Genomic DNA, 18718 nt, shown 5'->3' with positions numbered 1-18718 from the left:
TCAGCGCCAGGACAGCTGGTCTTTCGGCATCCGACCGCTTGGATCGACCACCGTTACCTTGTGCGGAAGCGCCGCGCCCCAGTCCCAGAGCACGAGATTCTTGTCATCGCCCTCGGCCCCGGGCGCGAAGCTCGGAACAAGAATACCTGAAACGCCTTGAGGTCGCAGGCGATCGTAAATCGCCCACGACGCCGGCCGATCTCCAATACTAAGAGCCGTAGCCCATGCGCAGGCCATATCCACCAATGCGACGGAAAATCCTCCCCTTCCCTCTTCTACCGTCAGATCCACGATATGGTCGCAATCGACCTCGTAGGAGCAGAGCACACACGGATCGATCCGATGAGCAAAGCCTTGATTGGCCTCCTTCACTGCCGTCATGATGCTCAGGCCCAGATAGAGCGCTGGCACACCCTTGGGATTGAAACGCGCACCCCTGATCGCCGCTCCATCACCGGAGACCGGCTTGAAGGCCCAACGAGGATCATGCGCCCGATAGCAGGTTCCGACGAACCTCAAGCAAAACCGCCGAGGGCCATATGATCGAGGTATTCGCGAACGGCAGCTGCCTTGCCGTCTTTCACGAGCGATTCGGCGGTGCGCCCGCCGAATGCCGGAAGCGGCTGGGCCCGATACCAGGCCATGGCCTGCTCTTTACCGCCCGCCCAATCTGTAACGCGGCTGATGATCTCGAGCATTTCACGCAGGCGACCTTGCGTTTTGGCCGTGCCGCTGCGCTCCACCCGATACAGCGTCTCTCGTGCAAGCCCTGCGGTTTCTGCGAGCTGGGTCTTGGACATGCCGAACCCGTCCACGAGCCGATCGACTACGATCCTGCCAGACCTATCCATATACGATAGAACCAGCGGCCCATTCTGCCTTGCAATCTTCATGGCCTCAGCCATCGCTATCACCTCGCCACATCTGATGCCTTATATTTCGTACAGAATATATGACCTCTCCGTGCGCAATGCAATCTCCAAAACCATTGCCGGCAGAGCATCTGCTTCTGAAAGCATGCTTGAAGGATTATCTCCATCTGAGTGCAAAGATGAATTCGATCACTAGCGCCAAATCCGACACTAGGACGCCCGACCCATGCCAGGCGAAATGGCCGACGAACCTGCGCTCATATCCTTTTCAGGTTACGCTGGGATTCCAGAACGCACAGAAATGCCGGTGGCGCCAGCTTGCTACCTTCGACCTGCGCTCACCTTGTCGTCATGCTGGCTACCAGATCGCTGAACCTCTCGCCTTGTATTCCGACATGTACCCGCAACAGGCGGCGAGCCTCCTCGCCGTTTCCGGCGAAAATTGCATCGACAATGGTGCAATGTTCGGAAAAGGACGTCGACAGGCGGTTACGCACACGCAGCTGAAGTCGCCGATAAGGGCGCAAGCGCCGATGCAGTTGCAGGCACTGCTCCTCAAGGAACTCGCTGCGGCTTGCTGCGTAGATGGCCTTATGGAATTCCTCGTTGTCGTAATAATAGGCGTCGCTGTCGCCGGCCCCGGCTGACAGCTCACAGCGCCTGTGGGCAGCCGTGATTGCCGCGCGAGATTCGTCGTCCAGCCGGCGGGCGGCGAGCGATCCGGCCAGGCCTTCGAGCTCCGCCATGACCTCAAACATCTCGAAAATTCTGTGCGGCGCCGGATCGATGACGATAGCCCCCCGGCGCGGGCGAATTTCGATAAGCCCAATCGCATTGAGTTGCATCAGCGCCTCGCGGACGGGTGTCCGCGATACACCGAACCGGGTGGCGAGCACCATCTCGTCCAACCGTTCGCCGGGCGCGAACTCATTGGAAAGAATGGCATTTTCAATCTCGTCTCGAAGCCACCTGCCAACATTTTCAGACATGCGTTCCACCTTCATAATACTCAAATCAGTTTCTTGTATACACAATCATTGACATTGTACGCGATATGCGCCAATTTAAATACTATACCGCGAAGCCTTAGAAATGAGAACGGTGGCGACGGGGACGCCTTTATCGCCGCGAAGCAGGGAGGAGAATGGCATGCCTGGAACCTCATTTTTCAGCGACATGCTGCAAAACATCACGGATCGCGGACGCAAGCTTTTGTTTGCGGATTCGCGTACGCCGGCGGATGCAACAAAAGTCGATTTCGAAACCCTCTGTGAAATGCTGATGTCGAGCCGCGGCGAGGCGTCCGGGATGGCCATCGCTGCCGAGATCCTCGATCGGTGGAGCAAACTCGAAGCAAACGGCGTGCAACAGTTTCTGCAAATGCTCTATGACAGGTTCGGGCCAGACACGGCCAAACTCGATCAGGCGATCGAAACGTATCGTGCTCAAAAGAACTCCGCGACGATCACGGCGCTCCATCAGGCAGCTGAACCACGGCGCCAGGAACTCCTGCGCCGATTGAACCAAGCGCCCAATGGTACGGCCAAGCTGGTCCAGATGCGTCAGCAACTTCTAGCTTTAGCCGCGCAAGCGGACGAATATCGCGCCATCGACACTGACTTTGCCCACCTCTTCGGCTCCTGGTTCAATCGCGGCTTTCTCACACTTCGGCCAATCGACTGGTCGACGCCGGCTCACATTCTCGAAAAGATCATCAAATACGAAGCCGTGCACGAGATCGCCAGTTGGGAGGAGTTGCGCCGCCGCCTGGCGCCAGCCGACCGTCGCTGCTTTGCCTTTTTCCATCCTCGCCTCGCAGACGAACCGCTTGTCTTCGTCGAGGTGGCACTCACGCGGTCGGTACCAAACACCATCGCGGACGTGCTCGACGAAGGCAGAGAGCAGATCAACGCCGACGAGGCGACGACGGCTGTCTTCTATTCGATCTCCAATTGCCAGGACGGCCTCCGCGGAATCTCCTTCGGCAACTTTCTGATCAAGCAGGTCGTCGAGGACCTGCGGCGAGACCTGCCCGGATTGAAGAATTTTGTGACGCTCTCGCCCGTTCCAGGCTTTGCCCGCTGGCTTGCCAAAGCGCGTGCCTCGGCAGCCAGCCCGGTGCCGTCGGATGCCGATCGCAAAACCCTGGCGCTACTTGACGACCCGAGATGGGCAGACGACAGGGCCAAGGCGGTTGAGGTGGAGCGCGTGTTGCTGCCGCTTGCGGCGCGGTATTTTTTGATCGAACGCACGCCGCAGGGTCGCCCGCTTGATCCTGTCGCCCGTTTCCATCTGGGCAACGGGGCGCGACTGGAAAGATTGAATTTTCTGGCCGACCACTCGGCCAGGGCGATGACGCAGGCGCACGGCCTGATGGTCAACTATCTCTACAAGCTCGACGACATCGTAGCCAACCACGAGGCCCTTGCGCAGCGTGGCGAAGTTGCAGCCTCACCGGCTGTCAAAAATCTCCTCGGCCGCAACGGGGACGCCACAAAAGTCGTCAGGCTTCGCGGACTTTCGCGCGAGTCGTAAAACAGCAATTGGAGGAGGGCGACATGAGCAACCATCTTTTCGACGCCATACGGGCTGCCGCACCCGGCAATGCGCCATTCATCCGCATCAATGGCGGACGGATCTGGACCTACGACGAGGCGCTGGACCTTTCAGGCCGTATCGCCAGTGCGATCGACGCCCTCGGTATTCGTCCCGGCGATCGGGTTGCCGTGCAGGTGGAAAAGAGCGCCGAAGCCCTGATCCTCTACCTGGCCTGCCTTCGCTGTGGCGCTGTCTATCTGCCACTGAATACAGCCTACACGCTCGCCGAACTCGACTACTTCATTGGCGATGCCGAGCCGCGCCTGGTTGTGGTCTCGCCAGTTCAGCGTGAGGCGGTCGCAACAATTGCGAAGGCTCATGGCGCAATCGTCGAAACGCTCGACGCAGACGGTACGGGCTCGTTGCTCGATCTTGCGAGGGACGAACCACTTGATTTCGTGGATGCGTCATGTTCGGCAGATGATCTGGCAGCGATCCTTTACACCTCAGGAACCACGGGCCGCTCCAAGGGGGCGATGCTCACGCATGGAAATCTTCTTTCAAACGCCACGACCTTGCGCGATTGCTGGCGCGTTACATCCGGCGATCGTCTGATCCACGCATTGCCCATCTTCCACACGCACGGGCTGTTCGTTGCCACCAACGTCACTTTACTTGCCGGTGCCTCGATGTTCCTGCTGTCGAAGTTCGATGCAGACGAGGTCGTGGCGCTGATGCCGCAGGCGACCATGCTGATGGGTGTCCCGACCTTTTACGTGCGCCTCCTGCAGAGCCGCCGCCTCGACAAGCAGGCGGTCGCGAATATGCGCCTCTTCGTTTCTGGTTCGGCGCCCCTGCTTGCCGAAACGCATGTCGAGTTCGAAAAGCGCACCGGTCATGCCATCCTTGAGCGCTACGGGATGACCGAAACCAACATGAATACGTCCAATCCCTACGACGGAGCGCGGATCGCCGGAACAGTCGGCTTGCCCCTTCCTGGAGTGACGGTGCGCGTTACGGATCCGGCCACCGGCGCCGTGCTGCCGCCCGATGAAACCGGGATGATCGAAATCAAGGGGCCGAACGTCTTCAAGGGCTACTGGCGAATGCCGGAAAAGACGGCAGCCGAATTCACCTCCGACGGGTTCTTCATCAGCGGCGACCTCGGCAAGATCGACACGGACGGCTATGTCCACATTGTCGGTCGTAGCAAGGACCTGGTGATTTCCGGCGGATACAACATCTACCCCAAGGAGGTCGAAGGCGAGATCGACCAACTCGATGGCGTCGCCGAAAGTGCCGTCATCGGAGTTCCTCATCCCGATTTCGGAGAGGGCGTCACGGCCATCGTGGTGCGCAAAGCCAATACGGTGCTTGACGAAGGCGCCATTCTTCATGCGCTCCACGACCGGCTCGCACGGTACAAGCAGCCGAAGCGCATCATCTTCGCCGAGGACTTGCCGCGCAATGCCATGGGCAAGGTGCAAAAGAACGTTCTTCGGCAGAAATACGCCGACCTTTACGCAAGGACCTGATCCGCCTGTGCGCCCTCTGGGAGGACGGCGCGCAGACATTTTCAATTGTTACAAACGAAAAGCTGCCGGCGCGAGAGCGCCGGAGGGAGGGGAATCATGAGCATCGAAATACTGTCCATACTCTTGTTGATCGGCATGTTTGTCGTCGCAACGATCCAGCCAATCAACATGGGCGCACTTGCTTTCGCCTGCACGTTCCTGCTCGGCACGCTCATCATCGGTATGAAAGCCACCGATATCTTCGCAGGTTTTCCGAGCGATCTATTCCTGACTCTGGTCGCCGTGACCTATCTTTTTGCAATCGCGCAGATCAACGGCACCATCGACTGGCTTGTTGAATGCGCCGTCCGCCTGGTCCGAGGGCATGTCGCATGGATTCCCTGGGTGATGTTCCTGGTCGCTGCGGTCATCACCGGCTTTGGGGCGCTGGGGCCGGCAGCCGTGGCTATCCTTGCGCCGGTGGCGCTGAGCTTTGCCGTGCAATACAGGATCCACCCGGTGATGATGGGCCTGATGGTCATCCATGGCGCACAGGCCGGCGGCTTTTCGCCGATCAGTGTCTATGGCGGCATTACCAATCAGATCGTCGCAAAGGCAGGGCTGCCTTTGGCTCCGACATCGCTGTTCCTTTCCAGCTTCTTCTTCAATCTGGCGATTGCCGTACTGGTGTTCTTCGTTTTTGGCGGTGCGCGAGTAATGAAGCAGCAATCGGTATTGTTCGGCCCCTTGCCCGATCTGCACCCTGAAGGCGTATCGGCATCGATCAGAGGCCATGGGGGTACACCCGCAAAGCCGATCAGAGAGCATGCTTACGGCACGGCCGCCGACACAGCTGCAACATTCCGCCTCACCAGCGAGCGGATATCCACCTTGATCGGCTTGACGGCTCTCGGCATCGGTGCCCTGGTCTTCAAGTTCAATGTGGGTCTGGTCGCCATGACTGTCGCAGTCGCTCTCGCGCTGCTGTCACCGAAAACTCAAAAGGCGGCAATCGACAAGGTAAGCTGGTCGACCGTGCTGCTGATTGCAGGCATCATTACCTATGTCGGCGTCATGGAAAAGGCCGGCACGGTCGACTATGTCGCGCACGGCATTTCAAGTCTCGGCATGCCGCTCTTGGTTGCGCTGCTGCTCTGCTTCACGGGCGCCATCGTCTCGGCCTTTGCATCCTCGACAGCGCTCCTTGGCGCCATCATTCCCTTGGCGGTGCCATTCCTGCTGCAAGGTCATATCAGCGCCGTCGGCGTGGTAGCGGCAATCGCGATCTCGACAACGATCGTCGATACCAGCCCGTTTTCCACCAATGGCGCACTCGTCGTTGCCAACGCCCCGGATGACAAACGCGAGAAAGTGCTGCGTCAACTGCTGATTTATAGCGCCCTGATCGCGATCATCGGGCCGCTGGTTGCCTGGTTGGTCTTCGTCGTGCCTGGGCTCGTCTGACGCAGCATGCCGCAGCCGAACGCAACCGCCTGCCGACGATGAAATTACCGGCGCCCATCAGATCCCATGGGCGCCGGCGCAAGCAGATGGGCACCCGCTCCAGTGCAGCGATCGGCAGCCCACCCTCGATGCGCGATATCACCCGAACTGCGACCGAAGAGCCGCCTCCTTGGCAGGAATGCCGAGTACGTTCGCAACGTCTTCAAAGGCCAACATAATTCAATCCTCGCTCCAGATGAGGCTAAATGTAGCCTCAGATGACGCACCACAAGACCACTCTTGCGGATATTGGCACTCCGGCCGCGGAGCCAAAACGCCACCTTGGCCAGGTCTCAAATGCGCCCATGTGCGGTCAGATCAAGATACGATCGAGTGCGTCTTTCACTCTTGGCATGTCTGATGGCGGCAAGGGCAGTATTGGCCGTGGTGGCGCGGCGCGGCAAAGGCCAAGGGCGTCAGCTATCGCGTACATTACGCGGAAGCTGCCAAACTCCTTGAAGAGCCTCCACAAGGGTTGAAAGGCCTGATCGAGGCCCTCGACCTCGCAGGCGTCTCCTGCTTGGGCTGCTCGCGTGAGAGCAACGGCTTCGGAAGGCAACAGGCCAGCGATCACGCCGTACCAGGCGTCGCAGCCCGCCAGCAGTGCGTCGGCCGCGCCCCAATCGCCACTGTAGCCGATTGCGAAGTCGTCCGGCGTGCGCCTTCGCAAACGCGTAAGTTCAGCCTTAACATCCCCATGGGTGGGAAGTGGCATTTTCACGGCGACAATGTTCGGTGCGCTCGCCAGACGGACGATCAGATCGTCGGTGAAGGTGAAGCGGGTGGTGCTCGGGTTGTTGTAGATGCACAAGGGCAGCTCACCCGCTTCCGCAACGGCCAAAATATGCTGAAAAACCTCCTCTTCCGTCAGGGGAGTATAGGACATGGGAGCCAACAGAAGACCATTCGCTCCCGCCTTCCTCGCATCACGGGCATGCGCCTGAGCCTCGTCGGTTCTCAGCGCGCCGACACCGACGATGACAGGTATCTTCCCGCCAACGCACGCCATTGCCGCCTCGACGGCACGCTGTCGCTCGTGTCTCGAAAGAAAAGCGTAACCGCCGGTGCTTCCCAGCAGTCCGATCGAGTCGGCGCGGGCCGCAGCAATGCGTTCGAGGAGGCGCGCAAGCGCGGCCGTGTCGACACATCCGGAGGCATCCGTGGGCGTGATGGAAAAGGCCGAGAGGCCCGCGAAGAGCTTCATGATGCTTCTCCCATACCTTACGCGCGCGCCAGTAGCAGCCGGAGACCGGCAACGCCGAAAAACAGGGCCAGTACTCCTTCGATCCAGCGCCTCGCGCGACGGTACAGGCGCACCATGGGTGCGGTCGAGAAAATGACCGCATAGCCGCAAAAGATGGTCACGCTCAACACCGCGCAACCGCCAAGGATCGCCGCAAGCGTGTGCCATGACGAGTTCGGGCCAAGGCCCAGCGTCACCAAGGCGATCCACGCAAGGATCGATTTCGGATTGCTGAGGTGCATGAGTAAGCCGCGCCGGTAGAGATCTGTTCCCGACACTGCGGCGCCATTCGGCCCCGTATGCGACACAGCCTGATCGCCCGAAGCAAGTGCGGCTTTGCCCGCCTTGAAGGCGAGATAAAGAAGATAAAGACCACCGAAGATTTTGAGTACGATCAGCGCTTCCGCATAGCGGGTCAGGATTGCTGAGACACCTGTTGCAGCCATCGCACCCCAGAAGATCGAACCGCTGACCACGCCGGCAGCGAGTATGAGGGCTGCACGCCGCCCGTTATGCATCGCCACCCCCATGATCCGCATATTGCTGGGGCCGGGGCTTCCGGCTGCGATCACATAGGCGGTGTAGACAATCAGGAGATGGTGGAGTTCGGCAGACAATCTGAGGCCCAATCATGCTGTTGGTTATTACGGTAGGTCGATCGAAACGTAACGTAACGTGCAAACCGGGCGCCTGTCTCCATCTTTGGGCGCCACGATCGACTTTTTATGACGTCGCCGAAAGCGGGATAGCGGGCGGTGCTCCCGACCCATGCGGACATCCCGGCAGATCGGCGGCTACATTTCCCTCAATAGGTTAAAGGCAATCATCCACATCGTAAAAGTAATGAGCGTTTCCAGAATTCGCCACGATGCCGGCTTCGAGAAGATCGGCCGTAGCCAGGTCGCACCGTAGCCAAGCGAAAAGAAGAACAGAAACGAGCCGGTTGCGGCTCCCGCCGCGAACGATACCTCGTATCCCGGAAACCGGGTCGAGATGGTGCCAAGCAGCACGACCGTATCGAGGTAGACGTGCGGGTTGAGCCAGGTAAGAGCAAGACAGGTGGTAAGGGTCGCTCGAAAATTCGATAGACCCGCCTCCTGCACCGCCAGCGCTCCCGTCGAGCGGAAGGCGGAATAAAGGCTTTTTGCGCCGTACCAGATCAAGAACGCCGCTCCTCCATAGCGCATTGCCGGATCGAGCCAGGGCAGCAACGCGCTGATCTGCCGGAAACTGGTCACGCCCAGCGTGATGAGCACAGCGTCCGACAAACCACATGCGAGGCAGACGGCCAATACATGCTCGTTGCGCAGGCCCTGGCGCAGCACGAACGCGTTCTGCGCGCCAATCGCAACAATCAGGCTGAGCCCCATCATGAGGCCGGTCCCAAAAACCGGAAAATTCACCATAAACCGCTCCCCGAAATATCGAGACTTTCCGCTATCGCATCCCGTCGACTTAGGATAGTTAATGTTGCTAACCCTGATTAAGCAAAACTAACTCATGATCGACTATTCCGCTCTCCGCGCCGTATCGGCGGTCGTTCAAGCAGGTAGCTTCGAAAAGGCCGCCGGCATTCTCAACGTGACGCCCTCGGCTGTCTCGCAGCGGGTGAAACAGCTTGAGGAACGTCTTGGCATCGTTCTGGTCGCGCGGGGCAGTCCCTGCACTGCAACGGAGAAGGGAGAATGGCTCTGCCGGCACATGGAGAATGTCGGCATGCTCGAAGCCGATCTGTTCGAGCATCTGCCCGCCCTTGTCGATCCGGCCAAACCCGAGCCGAGGGTGACGCTGCACATTGCGACGAATGCCGACAGTCTTGGAACATGGTTCCTGACGGCCATGTCAACCTTCGCCAGACGCTCTGCGTATCTGCTCAACATTGCGATCGATGACGAGGATCATACCGCCGAATGGCTGCGGCGTGGGCAGGTGGTCGCTGCCGTCTCCAGCCTGGAAAAGCCGGTTCAGGGCTGCCGGCGCATGTTTCTCGGCGCGCTCCGCTATCATGCAACGGCGAGCCCCGATTTCGTTACCCGGCATTTCCCGCAGGGCGTAACGGCAGAGGCTATCGGCAATGCGCCCGCCTTGACCTTCAATCAAAAGGACAGGCTCCAGAGCCGGTGGATACATCAGGTGCTCGGAGAAGACCTCAGCCCTCCGACCCATTGGCTGCCTTCGACGCAGGCTTTCATCGAGGCCAGCCTTTCCGGCATGGGATGGGGCATGAACCCGGCCCCCCTCGTGCGCGAGCACTTGGACTCCGGGCGTCTGGTGGAACTGATCCCGGAAACGCCACTGGACGTTCCTCTGTACTGGCAAATGAACCGTCTAGCGGCGGAACGGCTGGTTGACCTGACGCGCGAGGTCATGGCCGTAGCCAAGCATCACCTGTTGGGCTGAAAGAAGCGCAACTGTCATCCCTGATCGAAGACGACTATATATATTTCGTTATCTATGGGTCGACGCCTTACAGATCATCCTTGCCAGGGAAGCAAGTTGCCGACGTTCGCCGCGAAACACGCCTACCCGCTTCGTCGAGAAGGAATGACAGAAGGTATGGTGGCTCTGGTGTATGTCATGCAAATGCATTACACTTTCAACATCCAAAAGGGAGATTAGCGTATGGCTTCAAACGCGCTGGTTCAGACTCGGATTGACGCCGCCGTCAAGGAGCGCGCAACGGCGGTGCTGGAGAACATGGGACTGACGGTTTCAGATGCTGTCCGCATCCTATTGACCCGAACCGCAAACGAAGGCGCCTTGCCATTGGAGCTTGTCAGCAATAGCGACGTCCACGATGCCTGGTTCCGTGCTAAAGTACTGGAAGCGCTCGAGGATACGCGCGCCGACATCGAAGACGCCGACGCCGATAAGCATTTCAGTGCACGCCGGTCAGCAGCACTGCTTAAGGCAAGCGACTGATGAGACTAGTCTGGTCGCAATACGCTCTTGATGATCGCCACAGTATCTTCAGCTATATCGAAGCAGAAAACCCGCGCGCGGCGGTTCATGTCGATGAAGAGGTCGTTCGCGCGCCGCGCGTCGTCTCCTTGAGTTTCCTGAAAGCGGACGTCCCGGCCGGATTGCTGGAACACGCGAACTTGTTATCCCGCGCGCACCTTATATTGCGGCCTATGCGGTGATGCAGGATTCATATCCTGCGTATCTTGCATGGCGCCCAAATATCGCCTGCTGAGATAGAAGATAAGTAGGCTTTTAACCGACTGCGATCGCGCCGTTGTCATGCGAAAATATGCGGTCTTGCTCCTGTCGCAGCCTCAACAGCTCGGAACTTCCATCGATTTCGACGTCACCACATAGGATCGGATTTCCCGCCGATACCGGCCGAACCAGCCTGCGGTTGGCGGCGAGATAAAAAGGCACCGGACTTTCGGCCGACATCGCCTGCGCCGGCACCATTCTGCCCGAAACATTGGTGATCGAATGATGATGACCGCTTGCCGCAAGTAGCGTTCCCGCCGACAGGTCGGCATCGGCATGGGCGATGAGGTCAATGACCGGCTTCGGCGCCTCGGCCCCGCTCGACACGCCCTTGAGGCCGACTTCCAGGATGCTGCTTGCCGCTTCGACTCCCAGGAGGTGGCGCGGTAGATAGAGCATTGCGGTACGACCCGACCGGCTGACCACGTGGCCCTTTTCAGCAAGCATGGCCCATGTTTCCGCATCGTTGCATTCGACTGTAACGAAGACGCCACCGGCGAAGCTGACTTCGCCAGGGAGACGGAGGCAATGAAACACGTCTAGAGTTGATTTGCGAGTGAGCAGACCACCCTCCTCCACCGCAGAGAAGAAGTCTGCCACTTCGCCGATCCGTGCGATGGGGGCGTGCAGATCCAACCGATCCACCGTGAAGCCGGTCGCATTGGCAACAAGGGTCAGCTCGCAAAGATCGGGCACCGTCCTCTGAGGCAGCGCCGCTGCCGCCTGCGCCCTGCCCGCGGCGACATCCGGGGCAGCCAGGCTGCCCAGCTCGAGCCATGCGGCAAACTCCGGAGCATAGAGCGACGTGCCGTTGCAGGTCAGCATGTTTTCGGCCGGATCAAAGACGAAGTCGTATTCGCTGGATTTGCCGGCAGCGATGATATTTAGACCGAGAACCTGGGCCCAGCTGATGAGCCCCATGAGAAGGCTTGGCTGGTCGCCATCGACAGGTGTTACCAGCACATTGTTGCGGCGTGCCCGCGCAGCGAGACCAGGGCCTACCACGCTGTCGACCTCCTTTGACACGAGCGCCACATGCTTGCTGGCATCGATGGCGAGGCGCGCATGCCGCGCGCCGGCTTCGGGATGGCCAGTCGCCTCTACAACCACGGTAAACGGTAGAGCGAGCACTGTCTCAAGGTTGTCCGTTGCGATGAACCGATGCTCGACCCAGGCAGCCGCGGCCTCCTCTTTTGTCCGGCAAAGGGCGATTTCATCGGCAGGTACCCCGATCGAACGGAGTGCGGCCACTGCAGTTTTCGCGGAAAGATCGACCGCGACACGCGTGCTGACGAGCGGCGTTCTGCGGCTCTGACCGAGGAAGCTGCGCCCGAACGCACCGGTGCCGACGATGCAGCATTCAACGGGGGCGGCGCCTTTGGGGAAGTAGCTATGGTAGTTCATGATGACTCCAACCTCGTAAGAAAAAGCGGCGGCCGGCCCTAGTGGGCCGAGCCTGCCGCACCCCGCCGCCGCAACCGGGAGAGCAGTTTGACGGCCTGGGGAACGACGACGAGCGCCAGCGCCAGCGTGGTGATGGTCCCGACAAGCGGATTAGAGAAGAAGACGCCAAGGGAGCCGTCCGAGATGATCATCGATTGATGGAAGGCATTTTCAGCCTTATGGCCAAGCACCATGGCAAGCACCAGCGGGGCAATCGGGAATTCAAGCTTGTTGAAGACGAAGCCTAGGACGCCGAAGACGAGCACCAGCCAGAGGTCGAACGTCTCGCTGGAGACAGTGTAAGCGCCGACGAAGCAGATCGCGACGATGACTGGCCCGATGATCGAAAACGGAATGCGCAGGAGCGCTGCGAACATTGGCACCGTGGCAAGGACTAAAATTACGCCGACGATGTTCGACACATACATGCTGGCGATCAAGCCCCAGACGAAATCGGGCTTGGTTGTGAAGAGCATCGGTCCGGGCGTGAGGCCCCAGATCATCAGTCCTCCCATCATTACGGCAGCTGTCGCCGAACTCGGCAAGCCGAGCGCCAGCATCGGCAGCATCGCGCACGTTCCCGCCGAATGATCGGCCGTTTCTGGTGCGACGATACCTTCCGCACGCCCGCTGCCAAAGGCCTGGCCCGGCTTGGAGCATTGCCGTGCGATGCCATAGCTCATGAATGACGCCGCAGTTGGACCACCCGGAGTGATGCCCATCCAGATCCCGACCGCGCAGGAGCGGATGACTGTGGTGAGGTATCTGGGCAGTTCAGCGATCGTGCGGAGCACGTCGCGCAGATCGATCCTTGACGAGAGGCCGCGAAATTTGTGGCCGTCCTGGACCGTCGCGAGGATTTCTCCAATTCCGAAAAGTCCGATGACGACCACAAGGAAGCTGATGCCGCCAATGAGCACGTCAAGCCCGAATGTCAGACGAAGCGATCCGGTGACGGTATCCATGCCAACTGTCGAGAAGAGAAGACCAAGTCCCAACGAAACCACCGTTTTCAACGGAGCAGCGCTGCCCATCCCTACGAAAGCGCAGAAGGCAAGGAAATAGACGGCGAAATATTCCGGTGCGCCGAAACGCAAGGCGAAGCTTGCTGCCCACGAAGATAGAAGCGTAATGACAACAACCCCGGCAAGCGCACCGATGCCCGCCGACATGAAGGCAAGTGTCAGCGCGCGCGTGGGCTGGCCTGCGCGGGCCATCGGATAGCCATCAAACGTCGTGGCGACCGAACTCGGCTCACCGGGAATGTTGAAGAGGATGGAGGTAGTCGATCCCCCGAACAGGGCACCCCAGTACATCGACGCGAGCAGGATGATGGCCGACACCGGATCCATCGAGAACGTCAGCGGAATGAGCAACGACACGCCATTCGGCGCGCCAAGGCCCGGCAGTACGCCGACGATCAAGCCAAGCATCACGCCCACCACCATGAGCATGATGTGGTAGGGCGTTAAAGCGATCTGGAATCCGTCCAGCAGCAGCCCAAAATTTCCCATCGAAGCCTCCCTGTCGTTCAGTAAACGCCGAACATGTTTTCGAGCGGACCCTTGTGCAGCGGGATCTGGAAGACGATCTCGAAAATCAGATAAAGTGCCACGGCAAATCCGAGACCAAGGGAAACGGCTGCAAGGGGGTGATATTTGCCCTGTCTCCACGAGACGTAGAAGAGATAGAGCGCGCTGCCGACGTAAAGGCCAAGCTGGATGGCAACGACCACGAAAACCGCCATCGGCAAGAAAAAGGAGGCCAGACGGCTGACCTGTTCGGCCTCCAAGAAGATCTCACGGCGCTTTTCTCCGTGCCGTCGGAGTGCAAAAAGCGTCTGAGCGGCGGAGGCGACGCTCGCCAGGAGCACAATCAGCCCGACATAGAAGGGAAAATAACCAGGTTGCGGGCCAGAGCTTTCCCAACCGACTCCTAGATCGAGCGAGCCCGTCGCAGCAAGAAGTCCGATCCCTGCGGTCAGTGTCGCGGCGACCAGCTCCATGTGGATGCGTTTAATGTGCATTTGCTATCCTCCCTATGAGAAAGAACCGGTCCGGCGGCGCCCGCCGGACCGATCATCTCACTGGACGAGCCAGCCTTCGGTCTTGAAGACCTTGACGGCATTCGTCTCGCTGGTCGCGATGAATTCGCCGAGCGCCTTGCCGGTCAGGAAATCACCGGTCTGCGACGTCTTGCGTACATACTCTTTCCATTCGGAGGTTTCGCTCACCTTACGAAGAACCTCGGTGTAGTAGGCGAGTGCATCCTCCGGAACATCGGCTGCAGTCCAGACAGTGCGCGGCATCTTGTAGGATTCGATCGGAATCCCGGCCTCGATGCAGGTCGGAATATCCTGCCAGCCCTTGCCGTCATGGATCGGCTCGCTTTTTGCCATTTGCGTGGACGAGAAGACACAGAGAGGTTTCACGGCGCCAGCTTGCCACTGGCCGACATTCTCGTTCGGGTTGTTGACGTTTGCAGCCACATGACCACCGGCCAGCTGCACGCCGACTTCGCCGCCGCCGTTGAACGGCACGTACTTGAAGCTCGCGCCAGTCTGCTGTTCAATCAGGGCGACAAGCGTCTCGTCCGTATCCTTGGACTGGCTGCCGGCAAAGGCAACCGTTCCAGGCTTTGCCTTGGCGGCCTCAACAAGGTCCGTAGGCTTCCCATATGGGGAATCGGACTTTACCCAGATCAGGAATTCGTCAAACGCAAGAGCTGCAATGGGCGTCAGATCCTCGGTCGAGTAGGCCATCTTCGCCACATGGGGCAGCAGATAGGCGTTGTTCGTTCCGAAATAGAGCTTGTTCGCGTCGCCCTTGTTCTGCCTTGCATAGAGAAACGCTTCCGCGCCGCTCCCGCCACCCTTGTTCAGGACGACCATCGACTGATCCATCAACTTGTACTTCGTAATGATGGACTGGATGGTGCGAGCGAAGTTGTCGGTGCCGCCGCCGGCGCCCGAGGCGACGACGAACTCGACCGGGCGGTTCGGCTCGAATGCGAATGCCTGGGTAGCCGCGCTTAGCGCCGCCAGGATAGTGCATGCAATGGAAAAAGGCTTCTTCATCGTTACTCCTCCTTTGAACTCATCCGGCACGAACCCTCCTCCGTGCCGGGCGATCCTGCAGATTTCTGAAGTCAGGCCGCAGCAGACAGTGCTGCAGCCCTCCTGGCCATGCGCGCCGCCAGAAGCAGCGCCTCGCGGCTGGCGCCTACATCGGCGATGCCCTTTCCAGCGATGTCATAGGCCGTGCCGTGGGCCGGCGTGCACAGCGGGAACGGCAGGCCACCTATCATGGTCACGCCCTTGTCGAAACCGATCAGTTTCATCGCGATCTGACCCTGATCGTGATACATGGTCAGGACGGCGTGAAACTCTTCCTTGAGTGCGCGCAGAAAGACGGTGTCGGCAGGGAACGGGCCTGCGACGTCGAGACCGGCCTTTTGCGCGGCTGCCACGGCCGGTTCGATGATCTCAATCTCTTCCGTCCCAAAGTTGCCGCCATCACCAGCATGCGGGTTGAGGCCCGCGACGATGATCCTCGGATTTTCGTGACCGGCGCTCTTCAGGCATGCCTGCGTCAAAGCGAGCTCGGCGACAATCCCCTCCACCGACAGAGCCGACGCAACCTCCGCCAGTGGTATGTGCGAAGTCACACGTGCGTTCCAGACGCGTTCGAGAACATTGAATTCGCGCGCCTTGCCAGTGAAACCGATGACGTCGGCAACAAAACGGATTTCGTCGTCGTAGCCCGAATAAGCGTAACGCATCGCCTTCTTGTTGAAGGGGGTAAAGCACACGGCATGCGCTCGGCCACTGTCAGCAAGCTTCAGCGCAGTGCGGAAGTTCGTCGTGGCGAAAGTGCCGCCTGCAAGTGTCGCCTCGCCGCGTACCACGTCGGCAGGATTGAGATGCGCAAGGTCGATGAAGACGTGGCGATCCTTACCCGCCTGCTCGAAATTGTCGAGCGGCGCGCTGGCAAGGTTCAAGTCGAGGCCCGCTTCCTTGGCTCCGCCCTCGAGAATACGACGGTCGCCGATCACGACAAGATGCGCCGCCGCGCGGATTTCCGGAAGGGCGATGATGCGCGCGGTAAGTTCGGGACTGATGCCGGCCGGATCACCCATCGCAAGGGCGATTACTGGACGCGTTTCGGTTGCGCCATCTTTGATCATGAACCTCTCCACATGTTTCTCCTCGAAGAAGCAGATACACCGGTTTGGCATTCAATATCAAGAGTACTGCATGCTGTATGCAGAATATTTCATTGACTTGATCGCCGCGGAGTTTCATTAGGTGACCTCAGCGAGCGCCCTCATGGAGAATCAGCGTGGTCCGGATGAACTCAGTCAACGTGGGTACGGGTGATGTCAGCAGCGTTGCGCCGCTGCAACGGACAGCCTTGCACGACACGCTTGTGAACCACCTGCGCGACATGATCATCGAGGGTAATCTCGCGCCGGGAAGCCGTATCCATGAAGGCCAGCTCGGTGAGCAGCTTGGCGTTTCAAGGACCCCGTTGCGTGAGGCAATCAAGTATCTGGCGAGCGAAGGGCTCGTCGAGCTCGTCCCCAGTCGCGGAGCAGTCGTGAAGCGCTTCAGTCCGAAGGATGTGGAGGACATGCTGACGGTGTTGCAATCAATGGAGGAGCTAGCCGGACGGCTCGCATGCGAGGTCGGCTCCGCCGAGGAAATCGCCCATGTTCGCGCTCTTCACGATGAGATGCTGGACAAATACAGGTCGGGCGACCGGCTGAACTACTACAAGCTCAACCAGGCCATCCATACGGCAATCGTCCAGATGGCGCACAACGCAACGCTCTCGAACATGCATACGACGTTGCAAACGAGGCTGAAGCGCATCCGTTTCGTCGGTCATGAAGGCCCTGAGAAATGGGCTGCCGCAGTTGCCGAGCATGAAGAGATGATCGTCGCCCTGGAACAGCGCAATAAGCCGGCATTGTCGGAGGCGCTTGGACGGCATCTGAAAAATGCGTGGGAGCGCGTCAAGGACGGTGTGTGAACCACGTTATGCCGGCGCTCTAGGATCGTCATTCAATCGCCGGTATCAAGTTCGCTGCCGTGGCGCCACGCGGCATTGCGGACACATCAGTTGATCTTTCGGGCGGCCCGATGCGCTGGAAGTGTCACGACGAAGCAGGCGCCGCCGCCCGACGGGGATTCGTAACGGACTGCACCGCCATGGCGCTCGGCGATCTGGCGCACCAGCGCCAATCCCAGGCCCCAGCCGCCCGTGGCCTCGCTTCGCCCCGAGGGCCGGTAAAACGGCTCGAACACGCGGACGCTCTCGCTATCCGGTATGCCCGGGCCCTGGTCACGGATTTTGAGTTCCACCGCACTGTCTACCTGCTGAACACTGGCCGTGACGGGAGGGACGCCGTGGCGCAACGCGTTCTGCATGAGATTGCGCACGAGCCTGCCGAGCAGGCGCGCATCGCCTATGACAGTCGCGGGCGTGCCAACGACCTCGACGCCGTGGCGCGCCCCTTCTTCCGAGACAAGAGCCAAGAGGTCGATCGACTCGGGCGCATCGAGCTTTTCGACATGGTCGAGCCTACTCGCCAGCAGAATCTCCTCGACGAGCGTGTCCAGTTCGGCGAGGTTGCGCACGATCTCCTCCTTGCGGTTCTCGTCCGGCGCCTGCTCATAGAGATCGATCGCCATGCGAAGGCGCGCAAGCGGCGAGCGCAATTCGTGGCTGGCATTGGCGAGCAGAGCGCGGTTTGACTTGATCAATCGCTCGACATGATCGGCGGCCTTGTTGAAGCTCTTCGCGACCGCCGCGACCTCATCGCTGCCGTCCGCTGGTACACGCGCCACGAAGTCGCCCCTCCCCCAGGCATCCACGCCCCTGCGTAACCGCTCCAATCGGCTGGTCAGGTGGCGCACCACCGGATAGGCGGCAAGCCCAATGACGCCGGCGATCAACGCCAGATAGGTTAGCGGATTGCGTCCGGACGGACGGAAGGGCCGCGCCATGCGCGCTGCCACCGCGCGCCCGTCGGGCAACTCCGTCACCATGGTGTGAAAGCTGCCTCTGCCGTGGCGCCAGCGCCCCTCGAGAACGTCGCGCGGAAGCGGCTGGCCGGCGCTCGCGATCAGCCTACCGCGCGGATCGTAAACTGCAATGTCAGCGTCGAATGCGCGTGAAAACCGCTCCAGCGTCGCCTCGATCGACTGCAGGTCCATGTCGGGCGGAATCAGTGCGGCGACGAACCGCGCGCGTTGGCTCTGCCAGCTGGACTCCTCCTCTCCCTGCCCCAGCCACACGAAGGCCGCACTGGCGAGCGCGACCGCTGCAAGGCTCGCCAGCAGCGTCAGGTAAATTTTTAGGAACAGCCGGCTGCGCATC

General features: G+C 59.9%; 17 protein-coding genes and 2 pseudogenes. 7 read left to right on the top strand and 12 right to left on the bottom strand.

The features are described from left to right. The 3 genes from ISN39_RS24650 to ISN39_RS24640 all read right to left on the bottom strand — a co-directional run bounded on the left by ISN39_RS24650 (position 1) and on the right by ISN39_RS24640 (position 1861). Positions 1–519 carry an RES family NAD+ phosphorylase gene (locus ISN39_RS24650; RefSeq protein ID WP_194730834.1) on the bottom strand — a complete coding sequence of 173 codons (519 nt, stop codon included), beginning with the start codon at positions 517–519 and terminating at the stop codon, positions 1–3. Further along, entirely contained in the window at positions 516–905 is a 390-nt protein-coding gene (locus ISN39_RS24645) for an antitoxin Xre/MbcA/ParS toxin-binding domain-containing protein (RefSeq protein WP_194730833.1), read from the bottom strand. Before ISN39_RS24645 ends, ISN39_RS24650 begins: the two co-directional genes overlap by 4 nt. 305 nt (positions 906–1210) lie before the next feature. Then, complete coding sequence (locus tag ISN39_RS24640) at positions 1211–1861, bottom strand: GntR family transcriptional regulator (RefSeq protein WP_194731908.1); 651 nt, start codon at positions 1859–1861, stop codon at positions 1211–1213. Between the two features lie 160 nt (positions 1862–2021). Between ISN39_RS24640 and ISN39_RS24635 the strand changes: the two are divergent. From ISN39_RS24635 to ISN39_RS24625, 3 genes and pseudogenes are all read left to right on the top strand, one after another. Beyond that, positions 2022–3406, top strand: a pseudogene (locus tag ISN39_RS24635) (malonyl-CoA decarboxylase); the annotation flags it as partial. Between the two features lie 24 nt (positions 3407–3430). Further along, positions 3431–4945 carry a malonyl-CoA synthase gene (locus ISN39_RS24630; RefSeq protein WP_194730831.1) on the top strand — a complete coding sequence of 505 codons (1515 nt, stop codon included), beginning with the start codon at positions 3431–3433 and terminating at the stop codon, positions 4943–4945. Positions 4946–5041: 96 nt separating this feature from the next. Beyond that, positions 5042–6388 carry an SLC13 family permease gene (locus tag ISN39_RS24625; protein WP_194730830.1) on the top strand — a complete coding sequence of 449 codons (1347 nt, stop codon included), beginning with the start codon at positions 5042–5044 and terminating at the stop codon, positions 6386–6388. Positions 6389–6740: 352 nt separating this feature from the next. Here the strand turns inward: ISN39_RS24625 and ISN39_RS24620 are convergent, their stop codons facing one another. The 3 genes from ISN39_RS24620 to ISN39_RS24610 form a co-directional block, all read right to left on the bottom strand. Continuing rightward, a complete protein-coding gene (locus ISN39_RS24620; protein WP_194730829.1) occupies positions 6741–7631 on the bottom strand; it encodes a dihydrodipicolinate synthase family protein in 891 nt (296 codons plus the stop codon). Between the two features lie 17 nt (positions 7632–7648). Then, positions 7649–8287 (bottom strand): LysE family translocator, encoded by a 639-nt coding sequence (locus ISN39_RS24615; protein WP_194730828.1) that lies wholly within the window; start codon positions 8285–8287, stop codon positions 7649–7651. Between the two features lie 177 nt (positions 8288–8464). Then, positions 8465–9073: a LysE/ArgO family amino acid transporter gene (locus ISN39_RS24610; protein ID WP_194731907.1), complete on the bottom strand. Its 609-nt coding sequence runs from the start codon at positions 9071–9073 to the stop codon at positions 8465–8467. 97 nt (positions 9074–9170) lie between these two features. Here ISN39_RS24610 and ISN39_RS24605 point away from each other — a divergent pair, with 97 nt between their 5' ends. The 3 genes and pseudogenes from ISN39_RS24605 to ISN39_RS36725 all read left to right on the top strand — a co-directional run bounded on the left by ISN39_RS24605 (position 9171) and on the right by ISN39_RS36725 (position 10882). Further along, positions 9171–10070, top strand: a complete 900-nt coding sequence (locus ISN39_RS24605; RefSeq protein WP_194730827.1) for a LysR family transcriptional regulator ArgP — start codon at positions 9171–9173, stop codon at positions 10068–10070. Between the two features lie 222 nt (positions 10071–10292). Next, positions 10293–10592 carry a type II toxin-antitoxin system RelB/DinJ family antitoxin gene (locus tag ISN39_RS24600; protein WP_194730826.1) on the top strand — a complete coding sequence of 100 codons (300 nt, stop codon included), beginning with the start codon at positions 10293–10295 and terminating at the stop codon, positions 10590–10592. Further along, positions 10592–10882: pseudogene (locus ISN39_RS36725) on the top strand (type II toxin-antitoxin system RelE/ParE family toxin). Before ISN39_RS24600 ends, ISN39_RS36725 begins: the two are co-directional and overlap by 1 nt. A gap of 4 nt (positions 10883–10886) precedes the next feature. On the opposite strand, the gene ISN39_RS24595 reads toward ISN39_RS36725, so the two are convergent. The 5 genes from ISN39_RS24595 to ISN39_RS24575 form a co-directional block, all read right to left on the bottom strand. Further along, complete coding sequence (locus ISN39_RS24595) at positions 10887–12296, bottom strand: flagellar biosynthesis protein FlgA (protein WP_194730825.1); 1410 nt, start codon at positions 12294–12296, stop codon at positions 10887–10889. Between the two features lie 38 nt (positions 12297–12334). Continuing rightward, entirely contained in the window at positions 12335–13849 is a 1515-nt protein-coding gene (locus ISN39_RS24590; protein WP_074072324.1) for a tripartite tricarboxylate transporter permease, read from the bottom strand. A gap of 17 nt (positions 13850–13866) precedes the next feature. Further along, positions 13867–14361, bottom strand: a complete 495-nt coding sequence (locus ISN39_RS24585) for a tripartite tricarboxylate transporter TctB family protein (protein WP_194730824.1) — start codon at positions 14359–14361, stop codon at positions 13867–13869. 57 nt (positions 14362–14418) lie between these two features. Beyond that, on the bottom strand, positions 14419–15411 hold the full coding sequence (locus ISN39_RS24580; protein WP_246763417.1) for a tripartite tricarboxylate transporter substrate-binding protein: 993 nt from the start codon (positions 15409–15411) through the stop codon (positions 14419–14421). 71 nt (positions 15412–15482) lie between these two features. Beyond that, positions 15483–16520 carry a 4-hydroxythreonine-4-phosphate dehydrogenase PdxA gene (locus ISN39_RS24575; RefSeq protein WP_194730823.1) on the bottom strand — a complete coding sequence of 346 codons (1038 nt, stop codon included), beginning with the start codon at positions 16518–16520 and terminating at the stop codon, positions 15483–15485. Between the two features lie 164 nt (positions 16521–16684). On the opposite strand from ISN39_RS24575, the gene ISN39_RS24570 reads away from it, so the two are divergent. Then, on the top strand, positions 16685–17368 hold the full coding sequence (locus ISN39_RS24570) for a GntR family transcriptional regulator (protein WP_074072327.1): 684 nt from the start codon (positions 16685–16687) through the stop codon (positions 17366–17368). 86 nt (positions 17369–17454) lie between these two features. On the opposite strand, the gene ISN39_RS24565 is transcribed toward ISN39_RS24570, so the two are convergent. Next, entirely contained in the window at positions 17455–18717 is a 1263-nt protein-coding gene (locus ISN39_RS24565) for a HAMP domain-containing sensor histidine kinase (RefSeq protein WP_194730822.1), read from the bottom strand. Between the last annotated feature and the right edge of the window lies 1 nt (position 18718).

This window comes from Rhizobium sp. 007 (assembly GCF_015353075.1).
Taxonomy (GTDB): domain Bacteria; phylum Pseudomonadota; class Alphaproteobacteria; order Rhizobiales; family Rhizobiaceae; genus Rhizobium.
This window is presented reverse-complemented; position numbering and strand designations above follow the sequence as displayed.

What these genes read in the sequence shown, in the direction of transcription:
- ISN39_RS24600 (WP_194730826.1), top strand. Translation starts at nt 10,293, where the DNA reads ATGGCTTCAAACGCGCTGGTTCAGACTCGGATTGACGCCGCCGTCAAG.
- ISN39_RS24595 (WP_194730825.1), bottom strand. Translation starts at nt 12,296, where the DNA reads ATGAACTACCATAGCTACTTCCCCAAAGGCGCCGCCCCCGTTGAATGC.
- ISN39_RS24605 (WP_194730827.1), top strand. Translation starts at nt 9,171, where the DNA reads ATGATCGACTATTCCGCTCTCCGCGCCGTATCGGCGGTCGTTCAAGCA.
- ISN39_RS24580 (WP_246763417.1), bottom strand. Translation starts at nt 15,411, where the DNA reads ATGAAGAAGCCTTTTTCCATTGCATGCACTATCCTGGCGGCGCTAAGC.
- ISN39_RS24625 (WP_194730830.1), top strand. Translation starts at nt 5,042, where the DNA reads ATGAGCATCGAAATACTGTCCATACTCTTGTTGATCGGCATGTTTGTC.
- ISN39_RS24565 (WP_194730822.1), bottom strand. Translation starts at nt 18,717, where the DNA reads ATGCGCAGCCGGCTGTTCCTAAAAATTTACCTGACGCTGCTGGCGAGC.
- ISN39_RS24630 (WP_194730831.1), top strand. Translation starts at nt 3,431, where the DNA reads ATGAGCAACCATCTTTTCGACGCCATACGGGCTGCCGCACCCGGCAAT.
- ISN39_RS24575 (WP_194730823.1), bottom strand. Translation starts at nt 16,520, where the DNA reads ATGATCAAAGATGGCGCAACCGAAACGCGTCCAGTAATCGCCCTTGCG.
- ISN39_RS24570 (WP_074072327.1), top strand. Translation starts at nt 16,685, where the DNA reads ATGAACTCAGTCAACGTGGGTACGGGTGATGTCAGCAGCGTTGCGCCG.
- ISN39_RS24585 (WP_194730824.1), bottom strand. Translation starts at nt 14,361, where the DNA reads ATGCACATTAAACGCATCCACATGGAGCTGGTCGCCGCGACACTGACC.
- ISN39_RS24620 (WP_194730829.1), bottom strand. Translation starts at nt 7,631, where the DNA reads ATGAAGCTCTTCGCGGGCCTCTCGGCCTTTTCCATCACGCCCACGGAT.
- ISN39_RS24640 (WP_194731908.1), bottom strand. Translation starts at nt 1,861, where the DNA reads ATGTCTGAAAATGTTGGCAGGTGGCTTCGAGACGAGATTGAAAATGCC.
- ISN39_RS24645 (WP_194730833.1), bottom strand. Translation starts at nt 905, where the DNA reads ATGGCTGAGGCCATGAAGATTGCAAGGCAGAATGGGCCGCTGGTTCTA.
- ISN39_RS24590 (WP_074072324.1), bottom strand. Translation starts at nt 13,849, where the DNA reads ATGGGAAATTTTGGGCTGCTGCTGGACGGATTCCAGATCGCTTTAACG.